Genomic DNA, 21,878 nt, shown 5'->3' with positions numbered 1-21,878 from the left:
AGTCTGTGAACGTGCACAGCCCGCGCCGCGAAACTCCACGTCGAGGTTTCTGTGAACGTGTACAGAGTGGCATGCGCGGAATCACGTGTCAACCGTTCCTGCGCCGACTGTGCTCGTGCACATACGATGAGGTTCGTGGAGATCACGGGCCGGCGCAAACGCGCCACCGTCAAGGATGTGGCGACGGAGGCGGGGGTCTCGCGCGGCACCGTCAGCCGCGTCCTGAACGGGCAGCCCTACGTCTCTGAAGAGGCGCGCGAAGCGATCGAGGCGGCGATCGCGAAGGTGGGCTTCGTCCCCAACCGCGCAGCGCGGAGCCTCGTCATGCAGAGCTCGCAGGCGATCGGCCTCATCGTGCACGAGCCGCACTCGCTGTTCGTCGAAGACCCGAACATCGGGTCGATCCTCCTCGGCGCGAACGCCGCGCTCTCGGAGGCGGACTATCAGCTGTCGTTCCTCATCGCCGACTCCGCGCGCGACATCGATCGACTCGCTCGTTATCTGAGCGGCGGTCTCATCGACGGCGTCATCATCGTGTCGGCCCGCGTGGGCGACCCCATCACCCGCGCCATCGCCGAGCTCAGGCTGCCCGCGGCATTCGTCGGGCACCCGCGCGACATCGGGGACGCGGCCTACGTGGCGATCGACAACCGCGGAGCTGCGCGCGAGATCACGAGCCGCCTCGTGGCGACCGGGCGCCGGCGCATCGGGATGATCGCCGCAGCCCTCGACCGCGACTCGGGCTCGGACCGCCTCGCCGGCTTCGTCGACGCCCTCGGCAACCGGTTCGACCCGCAGCTCGTGCAGCGGGTGCCGCTCTACTCCTACTCCGACGGCCAGGCGGGGATGCGCGCCCTCCTGGAGCGCTCCCCCGACATCGACGGCGTCTTCGCCTCGAGCGACGCCGTCGCTGCGGGAGCCATGGCCGTCCTGCAGGACGCCGGCCGCGTCATCCCGGATGACGTCGGCGTGGTCGGATTCGATGACAGCTCGTGGGCCATGCGGTGCGATCCGCCGCTCTCCACGGTGCATCAGCCGGCGGGCGACCTGGGCCGCGCCGCCGCGGAACTGGTCCTGCAGCAGCTCCACGGGGATGACCGCGACACGGGCGGTCGCGTGCTCGAGTGCCCCGTCGTCTGGCGCGGATCCGCCTGACGCGGCGGGACGGGGCTACCGCGCCCCGGTCGAGGGCTCGCCCCCCGAGGAATACGGCGGGCGCAGCGACCGGTTGCACTCCGTGATGTCCTCCGCACCCGCTCCCGCCCTGTCCGTCCTCGACCTCGTGCCGGTGCGCGCCGGGCAGACGAGCGCGCAGGCGGTCGCGGCATCCCTCGCCCTCGTGCAGCGTGCCGATGAGCTCGGCTACCGGCGCTACTGGTTCGCGGAGCACCACAACATGCCCGCTGTCGCATCGACGACGCCGCCCGTGCTCATCGCGGCAGCCTCGACGCGCACCTCCCGGATCCGGGTGGGGTCAGGCGGCGTGATGCTTCCCAACCACTCGCCGCTCGTCGTCGCCGAGCAGTTCGCGGCGCTCGAGGCGCTCGCACCGGGGCGGATCGACCTCGGGATCGGCCGTGCACCCGGAAGCGACCCCGTCATCACGCAGCTGCTGCGGATGTCGGGCACGACGAGCGACGTCGAGCGCTTCCCCGAGCACGTCCGCGACATCATGTCGCTCGTCAGCGCCGAGGGAGCCAGCGTGCAGTTCTCCTCGGGCGGCACGTACGACATCCATGCGACACCGGCGGCCACCGGCGCGCCCGAGGTCTGGCTCCTCGGTTCGAGCGACTACTCGGCTCAGCTCGCCGCATCGCTCGGACTGCCGTATGTGTTCGCGAACCACTTCTCCGGCGAGGGCCTCGAGCGCGCGCTCGCCCTGTACCGGGAGCAGTACCGCCCCAGCGAGGCGCACCCCGAGCCGGTGACCTTCCTCACGGCCAACGCCATAGCCGCGCCGACGGCCGAAGAGGCCGAGGAGAGGGCGCTGCCGCAGTTGCGCATGATGGCCCGGCTCCGCCAGAACAAGCCGCTCGTTCCGCTCGAGACCGTCGAGCAGGCGAAGGCTGCGGCATCCGAATTCGACGGAATCGGCCAGCAGATCATGGCCGGCTCGCGCGCGAAGTGGTTCGTCGGGACGGGCGAGTCCGTCCGTCGCGAGCTGGCGGACTTCGCGGCGCGCTACAAGGTCGACGAGGTGATGATCTCGCCCATCGCTGGTGCCTACGACGATGAGACGACGGATGCCGCGGCCGGTCGGACTCAGACGCTGGAACTCCTCGCGGGCTGACACGGTCGAGTACCCGGTTCCTGGGACCCCGCCCCGCAAACCCTGAACGGGGGGCGTGAGTGATGCGTCTCTGCATTCTGCGGAGATACGATCCTCATAGAGGCCAATTAGAAGATGATAAGCGCCTTCTTCTTGGAGCTTCGTCGCTCCCCGGAAAGCTGTTCTGCCGGGGTGTGGCCCCGCCATCACGTCGGCTTGGGAACGGCGCGTCGCCCGAGGGGAGTCCCCGCTTCGGCGGGAGCGCGGTCGGGAGGCGGGCAGGGGCCCGAAGGGCGGGTCGGCCGTCTCGTCGACCCGCCCTTTGCCGTACGCGTCGCGCGTGCGGCGGACTCAGTTCGTGAGCCGCACGTCGATCGGGCCCGACGCGTCGAGTGCGATCGAGAAGGCCCCTGAAGGCCGATCGCGTCGATCCGGATGCCGGCATCCAGGCACTCCTCGATCAGCCGTTCGTAGTCCGCCGAGAGGTCGAAGCCGATGGTGCCGAAGCCGAACGCGTGGCGCGTCTGCTCGACCGTCACGGGGCCGCGCACGACGGGCGCCCCTGAGGGGTCGAGCAGTCGGAGCTCGACGCTCCGGAAGCGGTGGGACAGGTCGGGAGCCGACATGGTTCCTCTCGTGAGCGGGGCGAGCCGCCCGTCACGGGGTGCGGGTGAGTCGAGATGGCTGCCTGAGCGGGTCCACCGGTCAGGTGATCGGGGCGGCCGTCCCCGAGACGCCGATACCGCCTTCGTCGGGGATGTCCACGAGGAGCAGGCTCGGGCGTCCGACGTGGCGGCCCTGGTGGATCGTCAGCCGACCGCCATCCGGGACGTCGCCGAGCGCACGGAGGTAAGCCCCGAAGGCCGCTGCTGCCGAACCGGTCGCGGGGTCCTCGGTGATCGCTCCGACGGGGAAGGGATTGCGCGCCTCCCATTCGGTATCGCCGAGGCGATGGGCGAGCGTGACGGTGCCGGCCCAGCCCTCGGCATCCATGAGCTCCCGCATGCGCGCCGGATCGAACGAGACGCCGTCGAACACCTCGCCGCTCTCGACGACCAGGACGGGATGCCGGTTCCCGGCGAACGAGATGCGCGGCGGGAACCCGGGTGAGATGTCCTTCGGGGTCAGCCCGAGCAGCTCGCTGAGCCGGGTGAGCACCGGCTCATCGAACGGCCGGACCTCGGGCTCGATGCTCGTGAACGTCGCCCAGATCGTGCCGCCGTCATCGGGCGCCGTGTCGATCGTGACGTCTCCGACCGGCGTCGCGAAGACGAACCGCCCGGCTCCCTCGCGCTCGGCAAGCAGGACCGCGGTCGCGATGGTCGCGTGGCCGCAGAAGGGCACCTCGGCGATGGGCGAGAAGTACCGGATGCCGCGCGCCGTCGCACCGGTCTCGCCATCGTCGGTCGCGCCCTTGCCGGTGTTGCCCGTCAGGAACGCCGTCTCGGAGTAGCCGACGTCGGCCGCGATCGCCTGCATGTCGGCGTCCGTGAGGGACGAGGCATCCGGAACCACCCCCGCCGGATTGCCGCCGCCGGGATGCCGCGGATCGACGAATGCCGCATAGCGCAGCACCTCGACCACCCGTCAGGCCTCCGGCTCTCCGCTGAGGAGCCCGCGCAGCCAGTCGCGGGCCTCGATGAAGATGTCGTCGGAGTAGCGGTCGGGGTAGCGCACGATCGCGCGGTCCGCGCGGGGATACGAGCCCAGGAAGATCACCTTGGGGCTGAACCGGCGCAGGCCCAGGAGCGCGTCGGCCATGCGCTCGTCCTGGATGTGTCCATCGGCGTCGATGACGAAGCGGTACCGGCCGAGGGAGTCGCCGATGGGGCGCGAGGCGAGGAGGGACAGGTTGATGCCGCGCGTCGCGAACTGCTCGAGCATCTCGAGCAGGGCCCCCGGGCGGTCGTCCGGCAGCTCGACGATGAGGGAGGTCTTGTCGGCGCCTGTCGGCGGCGGCACCGCGACCGGGCGCGAGACGAGCACGAACCGCGTCACGGCGTTGAGGTTGTCGCCGATCTTCTCGGCGAGCAGCTCGAGCTCGTGGTGCTCGAGGATCCCGGGCGGGGCGATCGCGGCATCCGCATCGCTCGTGCCGTCGAGAAGTCCCATCGCGCTCGCGACGTTGCTGGACGCGGGCACGTGCGCGTGGGCCGGCAGGGTGCGGGTCAGCCACTGCAGGCACTGCGCGTAGGCGACCGGATGCGCCGCGACGAGCGAGACGTCTTCCAGCGCGCTGCCCGGGCGGCCGACGAGCACGAAGTCGACGGGAACGAGGTACTCCCCCACGATGCGCAGGCCCGGCATCGTTGCGAGGGCGTCCTGAGCCGTCGACACCCCGCCGTCGACGGAGTTCTCGATCGCGATCATCGCCGCGTCGGACCGGCCCTCGACGACGTCGGACAGCGCCTCGCCGACGTTGCGGACGGACCGCCACTCCTGGCCCCTGGCCTCCGGCACCTGCGCGAGCGCCGCTTCGGTGAACGTTCCCGCCGGCCCCAGATAGCTGTAGGTGCGCCGGCGGACGGCCGCGGAGTCGAGGGGGGGCTCGTCGGTCACCGTCACAGCCTAGCCATGCCCGTGATACCGGGACTTAAGCCGGTTCCATTCCGTTGCGGGTCTCCGAGACCGGACGCAAGTCGTTGCGACCTCCGTCGCCGGTGACAGACTGGACGCATGAGCCGCGCAGGACAGCCCGCCGAAGCATCCGACCTCATCGACATCGACGAGCTGATCGCCGCGTACTACGACCGAAAGCCGGATGCCTCGATCGCCGAGCAGCGCGTCGCCTTCGGAACGAGCGGCCACCGGGGGTCGTCCCTCAGCACGAGCTTCAACGAGGACCACATCCTCGCCACGACTCAGGCGATCGTCGACTACCGCACGGCGCAGGGCATCGGCGGACCGCTGTTCCTCGGCCGCGACACGCACGGCCTCTCGCTTCCCGCCGAGCGCAGCGCCATCGAGGTGCTGGTCGCGAACGGCGTCGACGTGCGCGTCGACTCGCGCGACTCGTGGGTGCCGACGCCGGCGCTGAGCCACGCGATCCTCGCCTACAACCGCGATCGCGCGGCCGACGATCCGGGCCGCAGCGACGGCATCGTCGTGACGCCTTCGCACAACCCGCCCCGCGACGGCGGATTCAAGTACAACCCGCCGAACGGCGGACCCGCCGACACCGACGCGACGGGCTGGATCGCCGACCGTGCGAACGCTCTCATCGCGGGCGGCCTCGCCGAAGTGAAGCGCAAGCCCTTCGCCGACATCGACGCAGACAGCCTCGGCGAGTACGACTTCCGCGATGCGTATGTCCGCGACCTTGTGAACATCATCGACGTCGAGGCCATCCGCAACGCCGGCATCCGCATCGGAGCCGACCCGCTGGGCGGCGCCTCCGTCGAGTACTGGGCGCTCATCGCCGAGGTCTACGGCCTCGACCTCACGGTCGTGAACCCCGACGTCGACCCGACGTGGCGCTTCATGACGCTCGACTGGGACGAGAAGATCCGCATGGACCCGTCGTCGCCGTCGGCGATGGCCGGGCTCATCGGCCGCCGCGCCGAGTACGACCTGCTGACCGGCAACGACGCCGACGCCGATCGGCACGGCATCGTGACGCCCGACGCGGGGCTCATGAACCCCAACCACTACCTCGCCGTCGCGATCGACTACCTGTATTCGCACCGGCCGGACTGGCCGACGGATGCCGCGATCGGCAAGACCCTCGTGTCGTCGATGATCATCGACCGGGTCGCCGAGTCGCTCGGGCGCCGCCTGCTCGAGGTGCCGGTCGGCTTCAAGTGGTTCGTGCCCGGGCTGCTCGACGGCTCTGTCGCCTTCGGCGGCGAGGAGTCGGCCGGCGCCTCGTTCCTGCGCAAGGACGGCACCGTCTGGACCACCGACAAGGACGGAATCCTCCTGTGCCTCCTGGCGTCGGAGATCCTCGCCGTGACGGGCAAGACGCCCTCGCAGCGCTACGCCGAGCTCGAGAGCGAGTTCGGGGCGTCCGCGTACCAGCGCGTCGATGCTCCGGCGACGCCGGCCCAGAAGGCCCAGCTCGCGAAGCTCGCGCCCGAAGCGGTGAGCGCGACCGAGCTCGCGGGCGAGCCGATCACCGCCAAGCTCTCGCACGCGCCGGGCAACGGCGCCGCGATCGGCGGGCTGAAGGTGCAGACCGAGCACGCCTGGTTCGCCGCCCGCCCGTCGGGCACGGAGGACGTCTACAAGCTCTACGCCGAGTCGCTCCGCGGCCCGGAGCACCTCGCCGAGGTGCAGGCGGAGGCTCGTGCCGTCGTGTCGGAGGCGCTCGGGAGCGCGTAAGTCGCGCCGGCCTCGAGGTAGTCGGGCGTCGGCTCGGCGGCCCGAACAACGGGCGGCTCAGAGCGAGCGGGCGAGCACGGCCCCCGCTTCGCGCAGCCATCGGGCGGGCTCGTGGAGGGCCGCCGTCGTCGACCCTGCCAGGTCGGTGAGCGAGACGGTCGCGGCGAAGGCGGAGGTCGAGGCATCCTCGGTGATCCGTCCTGCGGCGAGCGCGACCGGGACCCCGCTCTCGGTAGCGAGTGCGGCGACGTGGGCGGGCGCCTTGCCTGCGGCCGACTGACCGTCGTACGACCCCTCGCCGGTGATGACGACGGATGCCTCAGCCAGCGCGTCGCGCAGACCCACGAGCTCCGCCACCTCGGCGGCGCCGGGCACGAGCCGCGCACCCCACGCGAGCAGGGCGAAGCCCGTCCCGCCCGCGGCGCCGGCCCCGGGCGTCTGGGGATCGGCCGGCAGCAGTCCGGCAAGCCGGGACAGACCGTCGTCCACGCGCGGAACGTCGTCCCGACCCAAGCCCTTCTGCGGGCCGAACACGGCCGCCGCGCCCGCGAGCCCCAGTAGCGGATTCGTCACATCCGACAGCACGAGCACGCCGCCGGGCGGAAGCGGGCGAAGACCCTCGAGGTCGGCGTCGGCGAGCGAGAGGAGTCCGCGCGCTCCCGGCGCGACGGGGTTTGCGGCGGCATCCGTGAATCGCGCACCGAGCGCCGTGAGCAGGCCGATTCCGCCCTCGGTGGACGCGCTCGAGCCGATGCCGAGGACGAGCCGTGAGACGCCGGAGTCGAGGGCTGCGACGATCGCCTGGCCGAAGCCCGTGGTGTCGGCGTCCCACGGCAGGCGGCGGTCGCCGAGCAGCTCCATGCCCGATGTCGACGCGAGCTCGACGACCGCCGTGCCGAGAGAAGCCTCGGGAGTCGACGGCAGCAGGAGCCACGAGGCATCCGTCGCCCGCCCGTCCGGCCCCCTCACGACCACCGACATGCGCTGCGCGCCGGGGACGGCCGCGGCGAACGCGTCGAGGGTGCCCTCTCCGCCGTCGGCCACCGGGCGGAGCACGATGAGGTCAGCCGGACGCACCGACCCCCACCCTGCGGCGAGCGCGGCGGCCGCCGCGGCCGCGCCGATCGACCCTTTAAAGCTGTCGGGAGCGAAGACCGCCGACCGAGCCTCTGCGACCACCGGTCAGCGCTCGGGCGTGCTCGCGCGGACGAGCACTTCGAGACGGATGCTGTCGGGATCCTGCTGCCACGTCTCGTCGACGACTGCGCGCAGCGTCTGGTACCCCACGTCCTCGAGGGGCACCCGCACCGTCGTGAGCTCGGGCGTGACATCTCGGCTCGTGGGGATGTCGTCGAACCCGGCGAGCGCGATGTCGGCGCCCACCTCGCGCCCGGCCTCGCGCACGGCCGTGAGGGCCCCGATCGCGACGATGTCACTGATGCCGAAGACGACGGTGCCGGGCTCGACGCCGTCGTCGAGGGCCTGGCGCATGAGCCGCTCGCCGGCCTCTCGGGTGAAGGCGCCGCGGTAGATGCGGTCGACCGCGCCGCCCCCGGCGCCGAAGCCGTCGGTGAAGCCCGCGATGCGGTCGTCGGAGGTGCGCACGCCCTCCTGCGCGGCCAGGATGATGGCCGACCGGTATCCGCGCTGCGCGAGAGCGGCACCGAGCAGGCGCGCGCCGTCGACGTTGTCGATGAGCACCGTGCGTACATCGCCCGCTCCCGGCCCGAGTGCGACGACGCGGCCCCCGGCGGAAGCGAGCGCGTCGAGCTCGTGCTGCAGCTCGGGCGCTGACGACTCGGTGCTCCGCGACGCGGCGAGGATGAGCCCGCGCGGTCGCTGCCCGCGGAGCGCTCGGACGAGGCGCGTCTCGCGCGAGGCATCCCGGTCGGTGATCGCGATCGTGACGACCAGACCCGCTTCGTCAGCGCCGCGAGCGACGCCGGCGGCGATGAGACCGAAGTACGGGTCGGCGATATCGGCGACGAGGACGGCGATGATCGCCGACGTGCCCTTGGCCGTCGCCTGCGCGGAGAGGTTCGCGGTGTAGCCGAGCTTCTCGGCGGCGGTCTCGACGCGCTCGCGGTACGACTCGGCGACCTTGCGCGTCGACCCGTTGAGCACGCGCGACGCGGTCGCGAGGGACACCCCTGCGGCTTTCGCGACGTCGTGGAGCGTCGGAGCGGACGTCCGCGTCCGTGCGATCCCCGCGTCGACCGTCGTGTCGGTCATCGAGCCGAGTCTACGGTCGCGGCACGCCGGATCGTCCCCGGCGCGCACCGGCCGTGATGAGGGCGCCGGACGACCGGGCACAATGGGAGCATGTCTTGGCTTGTGACCGGCGGCGCCGGCTATATCGGCGCACACGTCGTACGTGCTCTCGCAGCGGCTGACCTCGCTCCCGTCGTGATCGACGACCTCTCGAGCGGTCACGCCGGATTCGTCCCAGAGGGCGTGCCCTTCGTGCGGGGCACCATCCTCGACCGCGATCTCGTCGAGCGGACGCTCCGCGACAACGGCGTCGAGGGGGTCATCCACGTCGCCGGCTACAAGTACGCCGGCGTCTCGGTGCAGCGCCCCCTCCACACCTACGCGCAGAACGTGGAGGGAACGCGCGTCGTGCTGGAGGCGATGCAGGCGGCGGATGTCGCGAACATCGTCTTCTCATCCTCGGCGGCCGTCTACGGCACGCCCGACGTGCCCCTCGTGACCGAGGACCTGCCCAAGCGCCCCGCGTCGCCGTACGGCGAGTCGAAGCTCATCGGCGAGTGGCTGCTGCGCGACCAGGCGGTCGCGACGGCCGAGTCGGAGCATCCCCTTCGCCACACGTCGCTCCGCTACTTCAACGTCGTCGGCTCGGGCGACCCGAAGGTGTACGACACGAGCCCGCACAACCTCTTCCCGCTCGTCTTCGAGGCGCTCCTGGCGGGGCGGACTCCGCGCATCAACGGCGACGACTACGACACCGAGGACGGCACGAACGTGCGCGACTACGTCCATGTCGCCGACATCGCGGCGGCACACGTCGTCGCGGCGCAGCGCCTGGCGGCCGGCGAGCCGATCGAGGCGGCGTACAACCTCGGCTCCCAGAACGGGCTGTCGGTGCGGCAGATCATGGACGCGATGGCTCGGGTCACCGGCATCGCCTTCACGCCGGCGATCGGCCCGCGCCGCCCCGGTGACCCCGACCGCATCGTCGCCACCGGCGAGCTGGCGGCGCGCGACCTCGACTGGGCGAACCGGTACACCGTCGACGAGATGGTCCGCACGGGCTGGGAGGCCCGCCGCAGCGCCGAGTGAATTTCACCCCTCGCGGGTGAAGCGGTCCCGTCGACCCGCTCGCTAGCCTGTGGCCCATGGCAGCGAACGGTCGTCCCTTCGGCGTCACCCTGGTGGCGCTCATCGCCTGGATCAACGGCGCCCTCACGACCATCCAGGGCATCTTCACCCTGCTGAACCCGCCGGCCGGCGACGACTGGGCGGGCTGGGTAGCGATCGCGATCGGCGTCGTCACGATCCTCGTGAGCTTCGGCCTGTTCGGCGGCAACACCGCCGCCCGGGTCATCGTCACGATCGTGTTCGTGCTGAACCTCGTGAGCGCCGTGATCGCGATGTTCACGGGCTTCGGGCCGGGGGTCGTGATCAGCGCCGTGATCAGCGCGGCACTCGCCGTGATCGGCATCCTGCTGCTCTACACGCGCCGCGCGAACGAGTTCTTCCGCGCCTGAGAGTCTCGCCGCGCCGGGACGGCAGCCTCTCCCGGGCCGGGTCAGCTCTGCGGAGTCGCGGTGCTCGCCCGGATGACCAGCTGGGCATCGATCGCCTCATAGGCGGAGGCGGCGGCACCTTCCTCGATGCGCGCGACGAGCAGTGCGATGGCCCGCTCGCCGAGCCGGTCGAAGTCCTGCCGCACGGTGGTGAGCGGCGGCCGGTAGTCCGCGGCATCGGCGACGTCGTCGAACCCCACGACACTCACGGCGGGAGCCGGGCGGCCGCCATCGGCAAGCGCACGAAGCACCCCGAGCGACATCTGATCGTTGGCGACGAACACGGCGGTGACGTCGTCACTGAGCGCGAGGCCCGCTTCGTAGCCGGACGCGGCGCTCCAATCCCCGCGGGAAGGGACGGATGCCTCGGCTCCGGCCGCCGCGAGCGCTTCGCGCCACCCCCGTTCGCGCTCGGCCGCGGCGAACGAGCCCGCCGGCCCGGCGATGTGGTGAACGGTCGCGTGCCCGAGACCCAGCAGATGCTCCGTCGCCGCCCGCGCGCCGCCGGCGTGGTCGGTCACGACGACGCCGAACCGGTCGTCGGCTGCCGAGTCGACGACGACGAGTGCGATGTCGGCGGGGGGCGAGGCATCCCGGACCAAGTCCGTCGCCTCGTTCAGCACGATCGCGCCGTCCACGCCCTGGTCGCGCAGGCGCACGAACGCGCCCTGGATGTCGGAGTCGGCGCCGCCGAGCGTCACGACGACGAGTGAATAGCCGCGAGCGGACGCGGCATCCGCCACCGCCTGGAGCATGCGCGAGTTGCCGACCGTCGCGAGGGTCGACGCGACGAGTCCGACGGTCTGCGTCCGCCCCGTGCGAAGAGCGCGTGCGGCCCGATGCGGGCGGTACCCGAGACGCTTCATCGCCGATTCGACCTTCGCCCGGGTAGCGGGATCGACGCGCGGACTCTCGTTCACCACCCGCGAGACGGTCTGCCCGGAGACTCCGGCGGCGGCCGCGACATCCGCCATCGAGACGCGTCTGTTCACATCCGCCTCCTTCTTCATGTTGACGATAACACAGTCGGGTGTTACCGTGTTGACGTGAACACGGTCAACGTTCCGCCCCAGCCCCTCGGCGCCGGCGTGGTCAAGCGCTCCACCCGACTGGCCGACGGCCGCGAGCTCATCTACTTCGACGACCCCGGCACGATGCTCGGCGCCGAGCGTGCCGTCGACGCCCGCACCCTCGACCCGCGGCCGGCGACGGCGACGATGCGCCTCGACGTGCTGACGGGCGACTGGATCTCGGTCGCTGCGGCGCGCCAGAACCGGGCGTTCCTCCCGCCCGCCGAGCTCGACCCGCTGGCGCCGCAGACGCCGACGAACCCGAGCGAGATCCCATCGCGCTACGACGTCGCCGTCTTCGAGAACAAGTCGCCGTCCTTCGGGCCCGCCCTCGCCGAGGCGTTCGACGGTGCGCCGGCCGCCGACGACCCGCCGCGCGGGCTCGACGACCTGCAGGCCCTCGGCCTCGGCCGCACGCGCACGAGCGTGGGCCGCACCGAGGTGGTCTGCTTCAGCCCCGAGCACTCCGGCTCGTTCGGCACGCTGTCGGTCACCCGCGCGCGGACCGTCATCGAGGCGTGGGCCGACCGCACCTCGGAGCTCTCGGCCCTGCCCGGCGTCGAGCAGGTGTTCCCGTTCGAGAACCGCGGCGAGGCGATCGGTGTGACCCTCCCCCACCCGCACGGTCAGATCTACGCCTACCCGTACATCACGCCGCGCACCACCCGGCTGCTGGACTCGGTCGACCGGACGTCGCCCGACCTCTTCGAGCGCATCCTCGAGTTCGAGCGGGCATCGGAACGCGTCATCCTCACCGGCGAGCATTGGACGGCATTCGTGCCGTTCGCCGCCCGCTGGCCCCTCGAGGTGCACCTGCTCCCGCACCGCCACGTCGCCGATTTCGCACAGACGACGAATGCCGAGCGCGACGAGCTCGCACCCCTGTATCTGCGCCTGCTGCGCGGGGTCGACGCACTCTACGACACCCCCACCCCGTACATCGCGGCGTGGCACCAGGCGCCCGTCCACGTCGGACGCGACAGCGTGCGCCTGCACCTCGAACTGACGAGCCCTCGAAGGGCTGCGGACAAGCTGAAGTTCCTCGCCGGGTCCGAGGCCGCCATGGGGGCCTGGATCGGCGACGTCCCGCCCGAGACCTCGGCCGCGCGGCTGCGCGAAGCCGTCGAAGGAGTGACCCTGTGAGCACCACCCCAGAGGCCGACGCCCGTTCCCTCTTCGTCCAGCTGACCGGCGCCGAGCCGACGGGAGTGTGGTCCTCTCCTGGCCGCGCGAACCTCATCGGCGAGCACACGGACTACAACGACGGCTTCGTGCTGCCGTTCGCGATCGAGCACCGCACCTACGTCGCCCTGGGCGCGCGAGCCGACGGACGCATCCGCGTCACGTCGACCTTCGACGACTCGGTGGCCGACGTGGCGCTGGCGGAGCTCGACGGCCTCTTCCCCGACCGCCGGGGCGAACTGCCCGAGTGGGCGACCTACCCGCTCGGAGTCGCCTGGGCGCTCCTGCGCACGACGGGCGTCGCGCCGGATGCCGTGACCGGCGTCGACCTCGCCATCGCCTCGAGCGTTCCCGTGGGCGCGGGCCTGTCGTCCTCGGCGGCGATCGAGGGCGCCGTCGCCTCCGCGCTCGACGAGACGTGGGGCCTCCGGCTCGACCGCGTGGCTCTCGCGCAGGCCGGCCGCCTCGCCGAGAACGAGGCGGTGGGCGCTCCGACCGGGATCATGGACCAGATGGCATCGATGCTCGGGCAGCCCGACGCCGCGATCTTCCTCGACTGCCGCAGCCTCGATGCCAACGTCGTCGATCTCGGCTTCGCCGAGGCGGGCCTCGAGCTCCTCGTCATCGACACGAAGGTGAAGCACTCGCACGCGACCGGCGGCTACGGCGAGCGCCGGGCCTCGTGCGAGCTCGGCGCACGGACGATGGGCGTCCCCGCACTCCGGGATCTCACCGTCGACGACCTGCCCCGCGCCAAGGAGCTGCTGGACGACGTCACGTTCCGCCGCGTGCGGCACGTCGTGACCGAGGACCAGCGGGTGCTCGACACGGTCCGGACGCTCCGCGAAGAGGGCCCGCGCGCGATCGGCGAGCTGCTCGTCGGATCCCATGTGTCGATGCGCGACGACTTCGAGATCTCGGTTCCCGAGCTCGACACGGCGGTCGAGGCGGCCCTCGCCGCCGGTGCCGTCGGCGCGCGTATGACGGGGGGGCGGCTTCGGCGGTGCCGCGATCGCCCTGGTGGCTCGCGAGGACGTCGAGAAGGTGACGGATGCCGCCACCGCCGCCTTCGAGGAGTCCGGCTTCCAAGCCCCGCACGTCTTCACGGTGACTCCCTCGGCCGGCGCCCGGCGCGACGCCTGAGGCGCCCCTTCACCAGGCGGCGAGGCCGCCCGGCCGGATCGCACCATCCGGACCGCGGCTCACCCGACCGGTTCCCGAAGGAGCGCCGCTCGACGCTCAGGGCAGCGGAGGCAGCGACTCGACCTGGTGGACGTCGAGCGACAGCAGGTCTTCGGCTGTGCCGTCGTCGAACTCCACGGTCGTCACGCCCAGGATGCGCACCCAGATCTTGACGTGCGCGAGCTCCTCCACGCCCACGAATTCGGGGCATCCCTCGGTCAGGGACTCACTCGAGGCTGCCCAGGCGATCGCGGACTCGTCGTAGTACTCCCAATGCTCCTGCTGGCTCTCGTCGACGCCGATCATGAGCTGGCAATCGCCCGTCGCGTCGTCGAACTGGCGCACCTCTCCGTACAGGATGTGGTTCTCGCCGAAGTGCGCACCCGGGTCGGCCGTGAGCGCCGCGAAGCCCGCCTCGTCGAGCGGCTGGAAGCTCGACAGATCGACCCCGCTGTCCGCCGTGTCCCCGGAACCAGGGTCGGCGGCCGCACCGTCGGATGCGTCGGCCTCAGCCTCTTCCGCCGCCACCGTGGGAGCAGGCGCGGAGTCGGCCGTGTCCTCCGCGGAGGTGGCGAGACTCATGAGCACGGCGAACGAGATGATCCAGGCCGCGATCGAGGCGAAGATCCCGACTCCGCCCGTGATGATGCCGGTGAGCGCGAAGCCCTTGCGCTGCCCCTTCGAGCGGGCGACGTTCCCGAGCACGGCGGCGACGATGCCGAGGGCGATGCCGAGGAGCGGCAGCCAGCAGAAGACGAGCGACAGGATGCCGAGCACGAGCGCCGCGGTCGCGAGGCCCGACGCGGGCGGCGGGCCGGGGTATCCGTGCGGCGGCGGACCGAAGTAGCCCGGCGCCTGAGGAGATCCGGCACCCGGACCGTATCCGGGCTGTGCCGGGTATCCCGGCTCCGCGCCGTACCCGGAAGCCGGAGCGTAGCCGGCCGGCGCAAACGCGGCGGCGCTGTCGGGCGGCACCGGACCGTACGGTGCGGCGAATGCCGTCGCGGCGGGCGGTGCAGGCGCCTCGACCTCGTCCGGCACGGGTGCATCGGCGAGTGAGGCGGGCGCCACAGCCCCGTCCGGGGCGGAGGCATCGGCGGGCGGAATGGCGGGCGAGGACTCCGGCGCTTCCGGCGCTGCGGCACCGGTCCCATCGGAGGGCGGGGGGATGGACATCCGGTCAGTATGAACCAGCCGGAAGCCCGCGAGTGAACGCGTGCGATAGACCTGTGGACTACTCCACGCAAGTGCTGGCGAGCCGGGCGGCGCCCGCCTAACGTCGAGGGCGGAGCCGAGGCATCCGTCCTCGGACAGGAGGGAATCGTGGCGTACATCACCGTCGGGACCGAGAACTCGGTCGACATCAAGATCTACTACACCGACCAGGCACCCAGCCAGAAGGGCGGCGGCATTCCCCAGCCGGTCGTGCTGATCCACGGCTTCCCGCTCAACGGGGAATCGTGGGGGAAGCAGGCCGCGGTGCTGCTCGACGCGGGCTACCGCGTCATCGCGTACGACCGCCGGGGCTTCGGCCAGTCGACGAAGGCCGGCAGCGGCTATGACTACGACACCTTCGCCTCGGACCTCAACGCCCTCATGGTCGAGCTCGACCTGCAGGACGCGATCCTCGTCGGGTTCTCGATGGGCACGGGAGAGGTCGCGCGCTACATCGCCAACTACGGCAGCTATCGCGTCGCCAAGGCGGCGTTCCTCGGATCGCTCGAGCCGTACCTGCTCATCACAGACGACAACCCCGACGGCGCCGGACCGCAGGACTTCTTCGACGGCATCTCCCAGTCCGTTGCCGACGACCGGTGGGCGTTCCTCACCGGGTTCTACAAGGACTTCTACAACCTCGACGAGAACCTCGGCTCGCGCATCTCGCAGGAGGCGGTGGACGCGAGCGTCGAGGTCGCGAACCAGATGGGCAATCGCGCGATCGTCGCTTCTCCCCTGTCGTGGCCGACGGACTTCCGCGCCGACATCCCGAAGATCGACGTGCCGGCACTCATCGTCCACGGGACCGCCGACAACATCCTTCCCATCGACGCGACCGGCCGCCGCTTCAAGGAGCTGCTCCCGGACGCGACCTACATCGAGATCGAGGGCGCCCCGCACGGGATGCTCCTGACCCACGCCGACGAGGTGAACGAGGCGCTGCTCGCCTTCGTGAAGAGCTGATCCTCCGCTCCGCCGGGCCGGCGGAGGGGAAAGGACGAAGGGAGGTGGATGCCGCGGCATCCGTCATCCGCTCCTCGAATCCCCTCCGCCGGTCGGCGGGCAGCAAGCGCGCCAAAACCTTACGTTATTCGGTTTTGGAAAATCAAGCATTGTTCGGTTTACTCGTGACATGGCACGACGGGGTTCCTATGCGAAGGGTGTCGCGAAGCGCGAGGAGATCCTCGAGCGCGCCCTCGAGGTGATCGCCCGCGAGGGGTACCGGGGCGCGTCGGTGAAGGAGCTCGCGGACGCCGTGGGGCTCAGCCAGGCGGGACTTCTCCACTACTTCGACAGCAAGGAGGAGCTCTTCACCGAGATCCTCCGCAAGCGCGACGAGCTCGACTCCCGGCAGTTCGGAGGCGAGACTCAGGCCGTGACACCCGAGGGGCTGCGCGAGGGCTTCATCGGAATCATCCGGCACAACGCCGAGGTCCCGGGGCTCGTGCAGCTCTTCTCCCGCATGGCGGTCGACGCGGCCGATCCGGAGCATCCTGCCCACAAGTACTTCCTCGAGCGCGGCGGATCGCTCCGCACCACCTTCGTCGAGGTGCTGCGCACGCAGCAGGCCGACGGAGAGCTCACCGACCGCATCGACCCCGAGGCGCTGGCGCGCGTCTTCCAGGCGGTCGCAGACGGGCTGCAGCTGCAGTGGATGCAGGACCCCTCGATCGACATGGCGGCAACGGTCTCGGCCCTCTTCGACGCCCTCGATCCCCGGCCGACGACGACAGGAGAACGTCCGTGAGCGACCCCGCGACCTCCACCTCCCCCGACCCCGTCGTCGAGATCGAACCCGGCCGGGTGCGCGGCTTCTGGCGCGGCGAGCCGGGTGCGCCCGGCGCCTCGGCGGCGTTCCTCGGCATCCCGTTCGCCCAGGCACCCGTCGGCGACCTGAGATTCGGCGCGCCTGTGCCGCCCGAGCCGTGGGAGGGCGTCCGCGACGCACTGGAGAACGGCGCGACGGCGCAGCGCGGCGATATGGGCCCGACGCTCATCCCGGAGCCGTCGGTCCCAGGCGAGTCGACCCTCAACGTCAACGTCTTCACCCCGCGACCCGGGGAACGGGACGCGCGGCTTCCTGTGCTCGTCTACATCCACGGCGGCGGATACGTCGCCGGCTCGCCGGCGAGCCCCTGGTACGACGGCCGCGCGTTCAACCGCGACGGCGTCGTCACCGTCACGATCTCGTACCGCCTGGGCTTCGACGGCTTCGGCACCATCCCGGGTGCGCCGAGCAACCGCGCCGTCCGCGACTGGCTCGCCGCGCTGGAGTGGGTGCAGACGAATGTCGAGGCGTTCGGGGGCGACCCCCGCCGCGTGACGATCGCGGGTCAGTCCGCCGGGGGCGGCGCAGTCCTCACCCTCCTCGGGATGCCCGCAGCCCAGCATCTCTTCCACGCCGCGTGGGCGCTGTCCCCCGCGCTGGGCGACGTCACGGCGGAGCGGTCGCGCACGCTCACGGCGAAGCTCGCCAACCTCGCGGGCGTCACGCCCACGCGCGACGGATTCGCGTCGGTGAGCGAGGAGCACCTCCACTCCCTGCAGGAGAAGGCCGCCAATCCCAACCCGGAGGACCCGCTCGCGGGTGTCCACGCGATCCTCGAGGACGGCCTGCCGTGGGGTCCCGCGATCGACGGCGACCTGCTGACGCAGTCGACCGTGGCCGCGATCCGGTCGGGCGTCGGCGCTGACAAGCCGCTCGTCCTGGGGACGACCGACGACGAGTTCACGATGGCCACCGACTCGGCGAAGAGCAAGCTCCGGCTCGTCCCGGTCGGGCTAGCCCTCGCAAAGCTCCGCCTCCCGCGGGAGTCCCGCCGGGCGTATCTCGCCGCGAATCGCCCCCAGCGCCGCAAGGGCACCGCCGCGATGCTCGGCCGCTTCGTCACCGATCGTGTCTTCCGCTCCGGCGTCGTGCGCGTCGCCGAGGCGCGGGTCGCGGCGGCAGGCGATGCGCCGACGTGGGCCTACCGCTTCTCATGGGCGTCACCCACCCGGACGTGGGCGCTGCACTGCCTGGACGTGCCGTACTGGTTCGATTGCCTGGACGCACCCGGCGTCACCGAGATCGCGGGCGACAGCCCTCCCCGGTCGCTCGCGGCCGAGCTCCACAGCGCCGCGGCGGCGTTCGTGCGCGAGGGCGACCCCGGCTGGACGCCGTGGACGCAGGGCCAGACGCGCGTCTTCGGCGGCGATCCGTCGACCCCCGAGCTGCAGCCCGACGGCTACGCGAGCGTGCGCGCGCTGGTCTGACACGACAGAAGGAGAGTGGATGCCGCGGGCTGCGGCATCCACTCTCCTTCTTGGCGATGCTTACTTGACGGTGATCTTCGTCTGCTCCATCGGGATGGCGCGCAGCGCGTCGGACCGGAGCGAGACCCACGTCGACCACGTTCCCCGGAGCAGACCCTTCAGGGTGTAGTCGAAGGTCACGGTGCCGCCGGCCTGCGGGCCCGCCGTCTGGACGGCGAGCTCGTCGTCGGCCGAGGCGAAGCCGCTGAACGCGACCCCACTCGTGCCGTCGCGGTTCTCAGCGCCGGTGAGGCCGTCCGTCGCCGTGTCCGGCACAGCGTCTGCCCCGTAGGAGTACCAGACGCTCTCTTCGCCGAGCTGGATCCAGATCTCGAAGGCGTTCGTGCCGTTGCCGCTGAACGTCGGGACGTCCGCCCACTCCACGACGATCCAATCCGTCGTGCCGTCGCTCAGGACGTTGACATTCACCTTGCCGCCCGCCTCGGGGTTGAGGTCGGTCCACAGCGGCGCGAGCACGTTGTTCGGCGCCGCCGGGTTCGGGATGCCGTTGGGCTTGGAGAGGACGTCTTCCGACGTCCCTCCGCCGACGACGAGGTAGCCGTTCGACGTGACGCCCACCCGCTGGTACGACTCGCCGCCGTACGAGAACGAGGGGACGTTCACGTTGACGATCGCGTCATCGGCGAGCGGAAGGTTGAGCGTGCCGCCGAAGCCGGCCAGTGGGACGTACCCCAGGCCCTCGGTCGGCTCGATGCCCGTCACGGTCGGCGGGATCGCCGGGTCGAGCGTGCCCGTCCACGACGCCGACAGCGCCTTCTTCTTCGCGGGAGCCGTCACCGACTGCAGGTGCAGCAGCGGGTTGGGCACCGCGTCGATCGTCGCCTGCACCGGCACCGGCATGTAGTTCGCCGCCGTCACGGTGCACGTCGTCGTCTTGCCGCGCTGGATCGTCGTCGGATCGCACGTCTGCGAGAGCGAGACCTGCGCCTCGCCCACGTTCGCGGCCACCGGCAGGACGACCTTGTTGCCCTTCGTCGGCGTGATGGTGATCTGGCCCTCGTGCCAGCCGTCCTCGGCGTTCAGCCCGTCGAGGATGACCGTGATCGACTTCGACTTGCCCGCCGCGAGCGTGAACTTCGACGGCGACACGGTGATCCGCAGGCCGTCGGCACCCGTCGCCTTCACGGAGAAGGACTGCGTGCCGCCGCTGACGTTGGTCACGGTGCGCTTCGTCGACACCGCGCCGGGGAGCGGGTCGAGGTAGACGCTCGGGATGTTGAGGTCGATGCGGTGCAGGGCGTCGGACGCACTGGCCGCGAAGTCCTCCGCGCTGTCGCTGATCGTCAGCACCGGCGCGATCGCCCGGTCGGCCCGGATCGAGCCCGCACCGCGGTCGAACACACCGGCGGCACTGCCGTCGACGTTCACGACATCCTGGACCGATGAGGTCATGAGAGCCGACTTCACCTGCCCCGGCGTCCACTCCGGATGCGCCGCCATCAGCAGTGCCGAGACGCCGGCCGAGTGCGGCGACGACATCGACGTGCCCGCGATCGCCTGATAGAGCTCGCCGGCGGGTCCGCTCGCCAGATCGATCGGAGTCGGCGTGTTGCCGGCGATGACCTGCACGCCCGGCGCCGTGACATCGGGCTTCAGGAAGTCGCCGATCGGACCGCGCGAGCTGAACGCCGCCATGACGTCGCCCTTGTCCTTCGTCGCCTGCCCCTCGGCCCACGTCGCCGTGACACCGGGGTGCGATTCGAGGAACGCCAGGATGGGGTCATCCGGTCCCGCGAGGTGGATCGTCGGCAGGAAGTGGTTGTCCGTCTCGACGTCGGCGACCTCGGGGTTGACGAGGATCATGCCGGCCGCGCCGCCCTGAGCCGCGTTGTACCCCTTCTCGACCCGGCCGTTGCCGCCGCGGATGCAGAGCACGACCTTGCCGCTCAGCGAGCCCGCCGCGAACGGCGCCTCGCAGAGCGCCCCGCCCGTGTAGCCCGGGACCGCCGTGGCGAGCACGACCGGGACGTCGGAGACGCCGTCGGTGATCGTGACGCCGGGCTCGACGAGCGTCTGCCCGTCGCTCGAGGCGAGAACGAGGGCCGAGGTGAACGAGCGGTCGGAGGTGGATGCCGCGACCGTCGTCGTCCACGGGCTGCCGTGGTTGGCCGTCGAGGCGCCCGGTCCGTCGTTCCCCGCCGAGGCGTTGACCGCGATGCCCGCCGCATACGCGTCGAGGAAGGCGATCTCCTGCGCGTCGTACGGATCGGCGCTGCCGCTGATCGAGTAGTTCAGGACGTCCACGCCGTCGAGCACGGCCTGGTCGACCGAGGCGACGAGATCCTCCTCGTACCCGCCTTCGGGGCCGAGAGCGCGGTAGGCGATCACCGATGCGCCGGGTGCGACACCGCTGATGGCGCCGCGATCGACGCCGAAGATCTCGGCCGAGTCGACGAAGCTGCCCGCCGCCGTCGTGGCGGTGTGCGTGCCGTGCCCCTCGGCGTCGCGCGCCGAGCAGAGGGCCGGGCTGCAGTACGCGTCAGCGCCTGCTGGCTCCGAGGCGACGGCCTGGTACGTGTCGAGGAAGGCGTAGGCGCCGATGAGCTTGTCGTTGCACGCGAAGGCCGCGCCGACGGTGCCGTCGCCGAACTCGCACGCCCACGGTCCGCCGGCCGGCTTCTTGATGCCGTTGTCGGCGAGCATCGGGTGCTCGGGCCAGATGCCGGTGTCGATGACGCCGACGATGATGCCCTCACCCGCGTGATCGCGTCCGCCGAGGCCGGGCCAGACGGCGTCCGCCCCGATGAAGGTCGTCGCATCCGCATCGGTCGCGGGTGTCGTCGGGGGCAGCTCGACGTCGGCGAGCGCCTGGGCCCGGGGGTCGGCCGTCTGCTCCGGCGCTGCCTGTGTCTGGGACGGGCCGGGGGTCGGGGCGACTGTCGCCTCCGGCGCGGGCGTCGTCTCGGGCGTGGCGTCCGGAGTCGCGTCGGGCGCGGCATCCGGAGTCGTCGTCTGTTCGGCCGTCTGACGCAGTTCGTTGCTCTGCACGGCGGCGACGCTCGAGAGCTGCAGCAGATCCTTGGCGCGGTTCGCGGGGATCATCATGCCGAAACCGCCATAGACGGTCGCGTGCGTCCCCAGCATGCGGGCGCCAGGAATGAGAGCGGATGCCTCGGCCTGCGCAGCCGCGATCTTCTGCTCGACGAACGCGGTGTACTTCTCGATGGCCGCGCTGCCATCGGCGATCGACACCTTCGTGAGTTCGGGACTCGTCGCGGCATAGCCGTCGATGCCGCCCGCGTACGACGCGACGGGATCGACGTCGACCTTGACCATGACGGGCGTGACCGCCGCGTCAGTCCGGGCGAGCAGCTCGGGGTCGCTCTGCGCGAGGCGGCCGGTGGCCGACTTCGCGCCAAGCACTTGGTCGTCCGCGCTCAGCGCGTACGCCGAAGAGGGCGACAGGTCGTCGGCGTCAGGTGCCGCGAATGCGGGCGCGGCGCCGCCGGCCACAAGCAGTCCTGTCAGCGTCACCCCCACAACCACGAATCGAGACAGACGAGTGGGGGTATGGCTCATGACACTCCTTGTGGGATGGGCATGCGGAACGAGCCC

Annotated in this window: 17 protein-coding genes and 1 pseudogene; 10 read left to right on the top strand and 8 right to left on the bottom strand. The window is 71.3% G+C overall.

All coding sequences use genetic code 11. The features are described from left to right. Window positions 1-135: 135 nt before the first annotated feature. Both G5T42_RS07420 and G5T42_RS07415 read left to right on the top strand, forming a co-directional pair. A complete protein-coding gene (locus G5T42_RS07420) occupies window positions 136-1,155 on the top strand; it encodes a LacI family DNA-binding transcriptional regulator (RefSeq protein WP_241246002.1) in 1,020 nt (339 codons plus the stop codon). A gap of 85 nt (window positions 1,156-1,240) precedes the next feature. Further along, a complete protein-coding gene (locus G5T42_RS07415) occupies window positions 1,241-2,290 on the top strand; it encodes an LLM class flavin-dependent oxidoreductase (RefSeq protein ID WP_165127287.1) in 1,050 nt (349 codons plus the stop codon). 185 nt (window positions 2,291-2,475) lie between these two features. Here G5T42_RS07415 and G5T42_RS07410 read toward each other — a convergent pair whose 3' ends face one another. The 3 genes from G5T42_RS07410 to pheA form a co-directional block, all read right to left on the bottom strand. Beyond that, a complete protein-coding gene (locus G5T42_RS07410) occupies window positions 2,476-2,895 on the bottom strand; it encodes a hypothetical protein (protein ID WP_165123766.1) in 420 nt (139 codons plus the stop codon). 79 nt (window positions 2,896-2,974) lie between these two features. Beyond that, complete coding sequence (locus G5T42_RS07405; RefSeq protein ID WP_165127285.1) at window positions 2,975-3,853, bottom strand: PhzF family phenazine biosynthesis protein; 879 nt, start codon at window positions 3,851-3,853, stop codon at window positions 2,975-2,977. Between the two features lie 3 nt (window positions 3,854-3,856). Next, window positions 3,857-4,828, bottom strand: coding sequence for a prephenate dehydratase (gene pheA / locus G5T42_RS07400; protein WP_165127283.1), 972 nt, complete (start codon window positions 4,826-4,828; stop codon window positions 3,857-3,859). 117 nt (window positions 4,829-4,945) lie between these two features. Between pheA and pgm the strand changes: the two genes are divergently transcribed. Beyond that, window positions 4,946-6,589: a phosphoglucomutase (alpha-D-glucose-1,6-bisphosphate-dependent) gene (gene pgm / locus G5T42_RS07395; protein ID WP_165127281.1), complete on the top strand. Its 1,644-nt coding sequence runs from the start codon at window positions 4,946-4,948 to the stop codon at window positions 6,587-6,589. A gap of 57 nt (window positions 6,590-6,646) precedes the next feature. Here pgm and G5T42_RS07390 read toward each other — a convergent pair whose 3' ends face one another. Beyond that, window positions 6,647-7,768 (bottom strand): glycerate kinase, encoded by a 1,122-nt coding sequence (locus G5T42_RS07390; RefSeq protein WP_165127279.1) that lies wholly within the window; start codon window positions 7,766-7,768, stop codon window positions 6,647-6,649. A 3-nt stretch (window positions 7,769-7,771) separates the two neighbouring features. Beyond that, window positions 7,772-8,821 (bottom strand): LacI family DNA-binding transcriptional regulator, encoded by a 1,050-nt coding sequence (locus G5T42_RS07385; protein ID WP_165127277.1) that lies wholly within the window; start codon window positions 8,819-8,821, stop codon window positions 7,772-7,774. 90 nt (window positions 8,822-8,911) lie between these two features. Between G5T42_RS07385 and galE the strand changes: the two genes are divergently transcribed. After that, the gene (gene galE, locus G5T42_RS07380) at window positions 8,912-9,889 is read left to right on the top strand and encodes a UDP-glucose 4-epimerase GalE (protein WP_165127275.1); all 978 of its coding nucleotides are present in this window, start codon (window positions 8,912-8,914) and stop codon (window positions 9,887-9,889) included. A 56-nt stretch (window positions 9,890-9,945) separates the two neighbouring features. Beyond that, window positions 9,946-10,317 (top strand): hypothetical protein, encoded by a 372-nt coding sequence (locus G5T42_RS07375; RefSeq protein ID WP_165127273.1) that lies wholly within the window; start codon window positions 9,946-9,948, stop codon window positions 10,315-10,317. 41 nt (window positions 10,318-10,358) lie between these two features. Here the strand turns inward: G5T42_RS07375 and G5T42_RS07370 are convergent, their stop codons facing one another. Then, on the bottom strand, window positions 10,359-11,330 hold the full coding sequence (locus tag G5T42_RS07370; RefSeq protein ID WP_165130132.1) for a LacI family DNA-binding transcriptional regulator: 972 nt from the start codon (window positions 11,328-11,330) through the stop codon (window positions 10,359-10,361). 72 nt (window positions 11,331-11,402) lie between these two features. Here G5T42_RS07370 and galT point away from each other — a divergent pair, with 72 nt between their 5' ends. Both galT and galK read left to right on the top strand, forming a co-directional pair. Then, window positions 11,403-12,569 carry a galactose-1-phosphate uridylyltransferase gene (gene galT / locus G5T42_RS07365; protein ID WP_165127271.1) on the top strand — a complete coding sequence of 389 codons (1,167 nt, stop codon included), beginning with the start codon at window positions 11,403-11,405 and terminating at the stop codon, window positions 12,567-12,569. Then, a pseudogene (galK, locus tag G5T42_RS07360) lies at window positions 12,566-13,751 on the top strand (galactokinase). The gene galT and the pseudogene galK overlap by 4 nt, the downstream one beginning before the upstream one ends. A 96-nt stretch (window positions 13,752-13,847) precedes the next feature. On the opposite strand, the gene G5T42_RS07355 reads toward galK, so the two are convergent. Continuing rightward, window positions 13,848-14,966 carry a DUF4190 domain-containing protein gene (locus G5T42_RS07355; protein WP_165127269.1) on the bottom strand — a complete coding sequence of 373 codons (1,119 nt, stop codon included), beginning with the start codon at window positions 14,964-14,966 and terminating at the stop codon, window positions 13,848-13,850. A gap of 147 nt (window positions 14,967-15,113) precedes the next feature. Between G5T42_RS07355 and G5T42_RS07350 the strand changes: the two genes are divergently transcribed. From G5T42_RS07350 to G5T42_RS07340, 3 genes are all read left to right on the top strand, one after another. Further along, complete coding sequence (locus G5T42_RS07350) at window positions 15,114-15,971, top strand: alpha/beta hydrolase (RefSeq protein WP_165127267.1); 858 nt, start codon at window positions 15,114-15,116, stop codon at window positions 15,969-15,971. A gap of 169 nt (window positions 15,972-16,140) precedes the next feature. Next, window positions 16,141-16,755 carry a TetR/AcrR family transcriptional regulator gene (locus tag G5T42_RS07345; protein WP_165127265.1) on the top strand — a complete coding sequence of 205 codons (615 nt, stop codon included), beginning with the start codon at window positions 16,141-16,143 and terminating at the stop codon, window positions 16,753-16,755. Next, window positions 16,752-18,263, top strand: a complete 1,512-nt coding sequence (locus tag G5T42_RS07340) for a carboxylesterase family protein (protein WP_165127263.1) — start codon at window positions 16,752-16,754, stop codon at window positions 18,261-18,263. The genes G5T42_RS07345 and G5T42_RS07340 overlap by 4 nt, the downstream gene beginning before the upstream one ends. 60 nt (window positions 18,264-18,323) lie before the next feature. Here the strand turns inward: G5T42_RS07340 and G5T42_RS07335 are convergent, their stop codons facing one another. Beyond that, window positions 18,324-21,842 carry a S8 family serine peptidase gene (locus G5T42_RS07335; RefSeq protein ID WP_165127261.1) on the bottom strand — a complete coding sequence of 1,173 codons (3,519 nt, stop codon included), beginning with the start codon at window positions 21,840-21,842 and terminating at the stop codon, window positions 18,324-18,326. Window positions 21,843-21,878 lie beyond the last annotated feature (36 nt).

Source organism: Microbacterium sp. 4R-513, from assembly GCF_011046485.1.
Classification (GTDB): domain Bacteria; phylum Actinomycetota; class Actinomycetes; order Actinomycetales; family Microbacteriaceae; genus Microbacterium.
Note: the sequence above shows the minus strand (reverse complement) of the source record. Positions and strands in the feature narration are given on the sequence as shown.

What these genes read in the sequence shown, in the direction of transcription:
- G5T42_RS07375 (WP_165127273.1), top strand. Translation starts at nt 9,946, where the DNA reads ATGGCAGCGAACGGTCGTCCCTTCGGCGTCACCCTGGTGGCGCTCATC.
- G5T42_RS07335 (WP_165127261.1), bottom strand. Translation starts at nt 21,842, where the DNA reads ATGAGCCATACCCCCACTCGTCTGTCTCGATTCGTGGTTGTGGGGGTG.
- G5T42_RS07355 (WP_165127269.1), bottom strand. Translation starts at nt 14,966, where the DNA reads ATGTCCATCCCCCCGCCCTCCGATGGGACCGGTGCCGCAGCGCCGGAA.
- G5T42_RS07385 (WP_165127277.1), bottom strand. Translation starts at nt 8,821, where the DNA reads ATGACCGACACGACGGTCGACGCGGGGATCGCACGGACGCGGACGTCC.
- G5T42_RS07345 (WP_165127265.1), top strand. Translation starts at nt 16,141, where the DNA reads ATGGCACGACGGGGTTCCTATGCGAAGGGTGTCGCGAAGCGCGAGGAG.
- G5T42_RS07410 (WP_165123766.1), bottom strand. Translation starts at nt 2,895, where the DNA reads ATGTCGGCTCCCGACCTGTCCCACCGCTTCCGGAGCGTCGAGCTCCGA.
- G5T42_RS07370 (WP_165130132.1), bottom strand. Translation starts at nt 11,330, where the DNA reads ATGGCGGATGTCGCGGCCGCCGCCGGAGTCTCCGGGCAGACCGTCTCG.
- G5T42_RS07415 (WP_165127287.1), top strand. Translation starts at nt 1,241, where the DNA reads ATGTCCTCCGCACCCGCTCCCGCCCTGTCCGTCCTCGACCTCGTGCCG.
- galE (WP_165127275.1), top strand. Translation starts at nt 8,912, where the DNA reads ATGTCTTGGCTTGTGACCGGCGGCGCCGGCTATATCGGCGCACACGTC.
- pgm (WP_165127281.1), top strand. Translation starts at nt 4,946, where the DNA reads ATGAGCCGCGCAGGACAGCCCGCCGAAGCATCCGACCTCATCGACATC.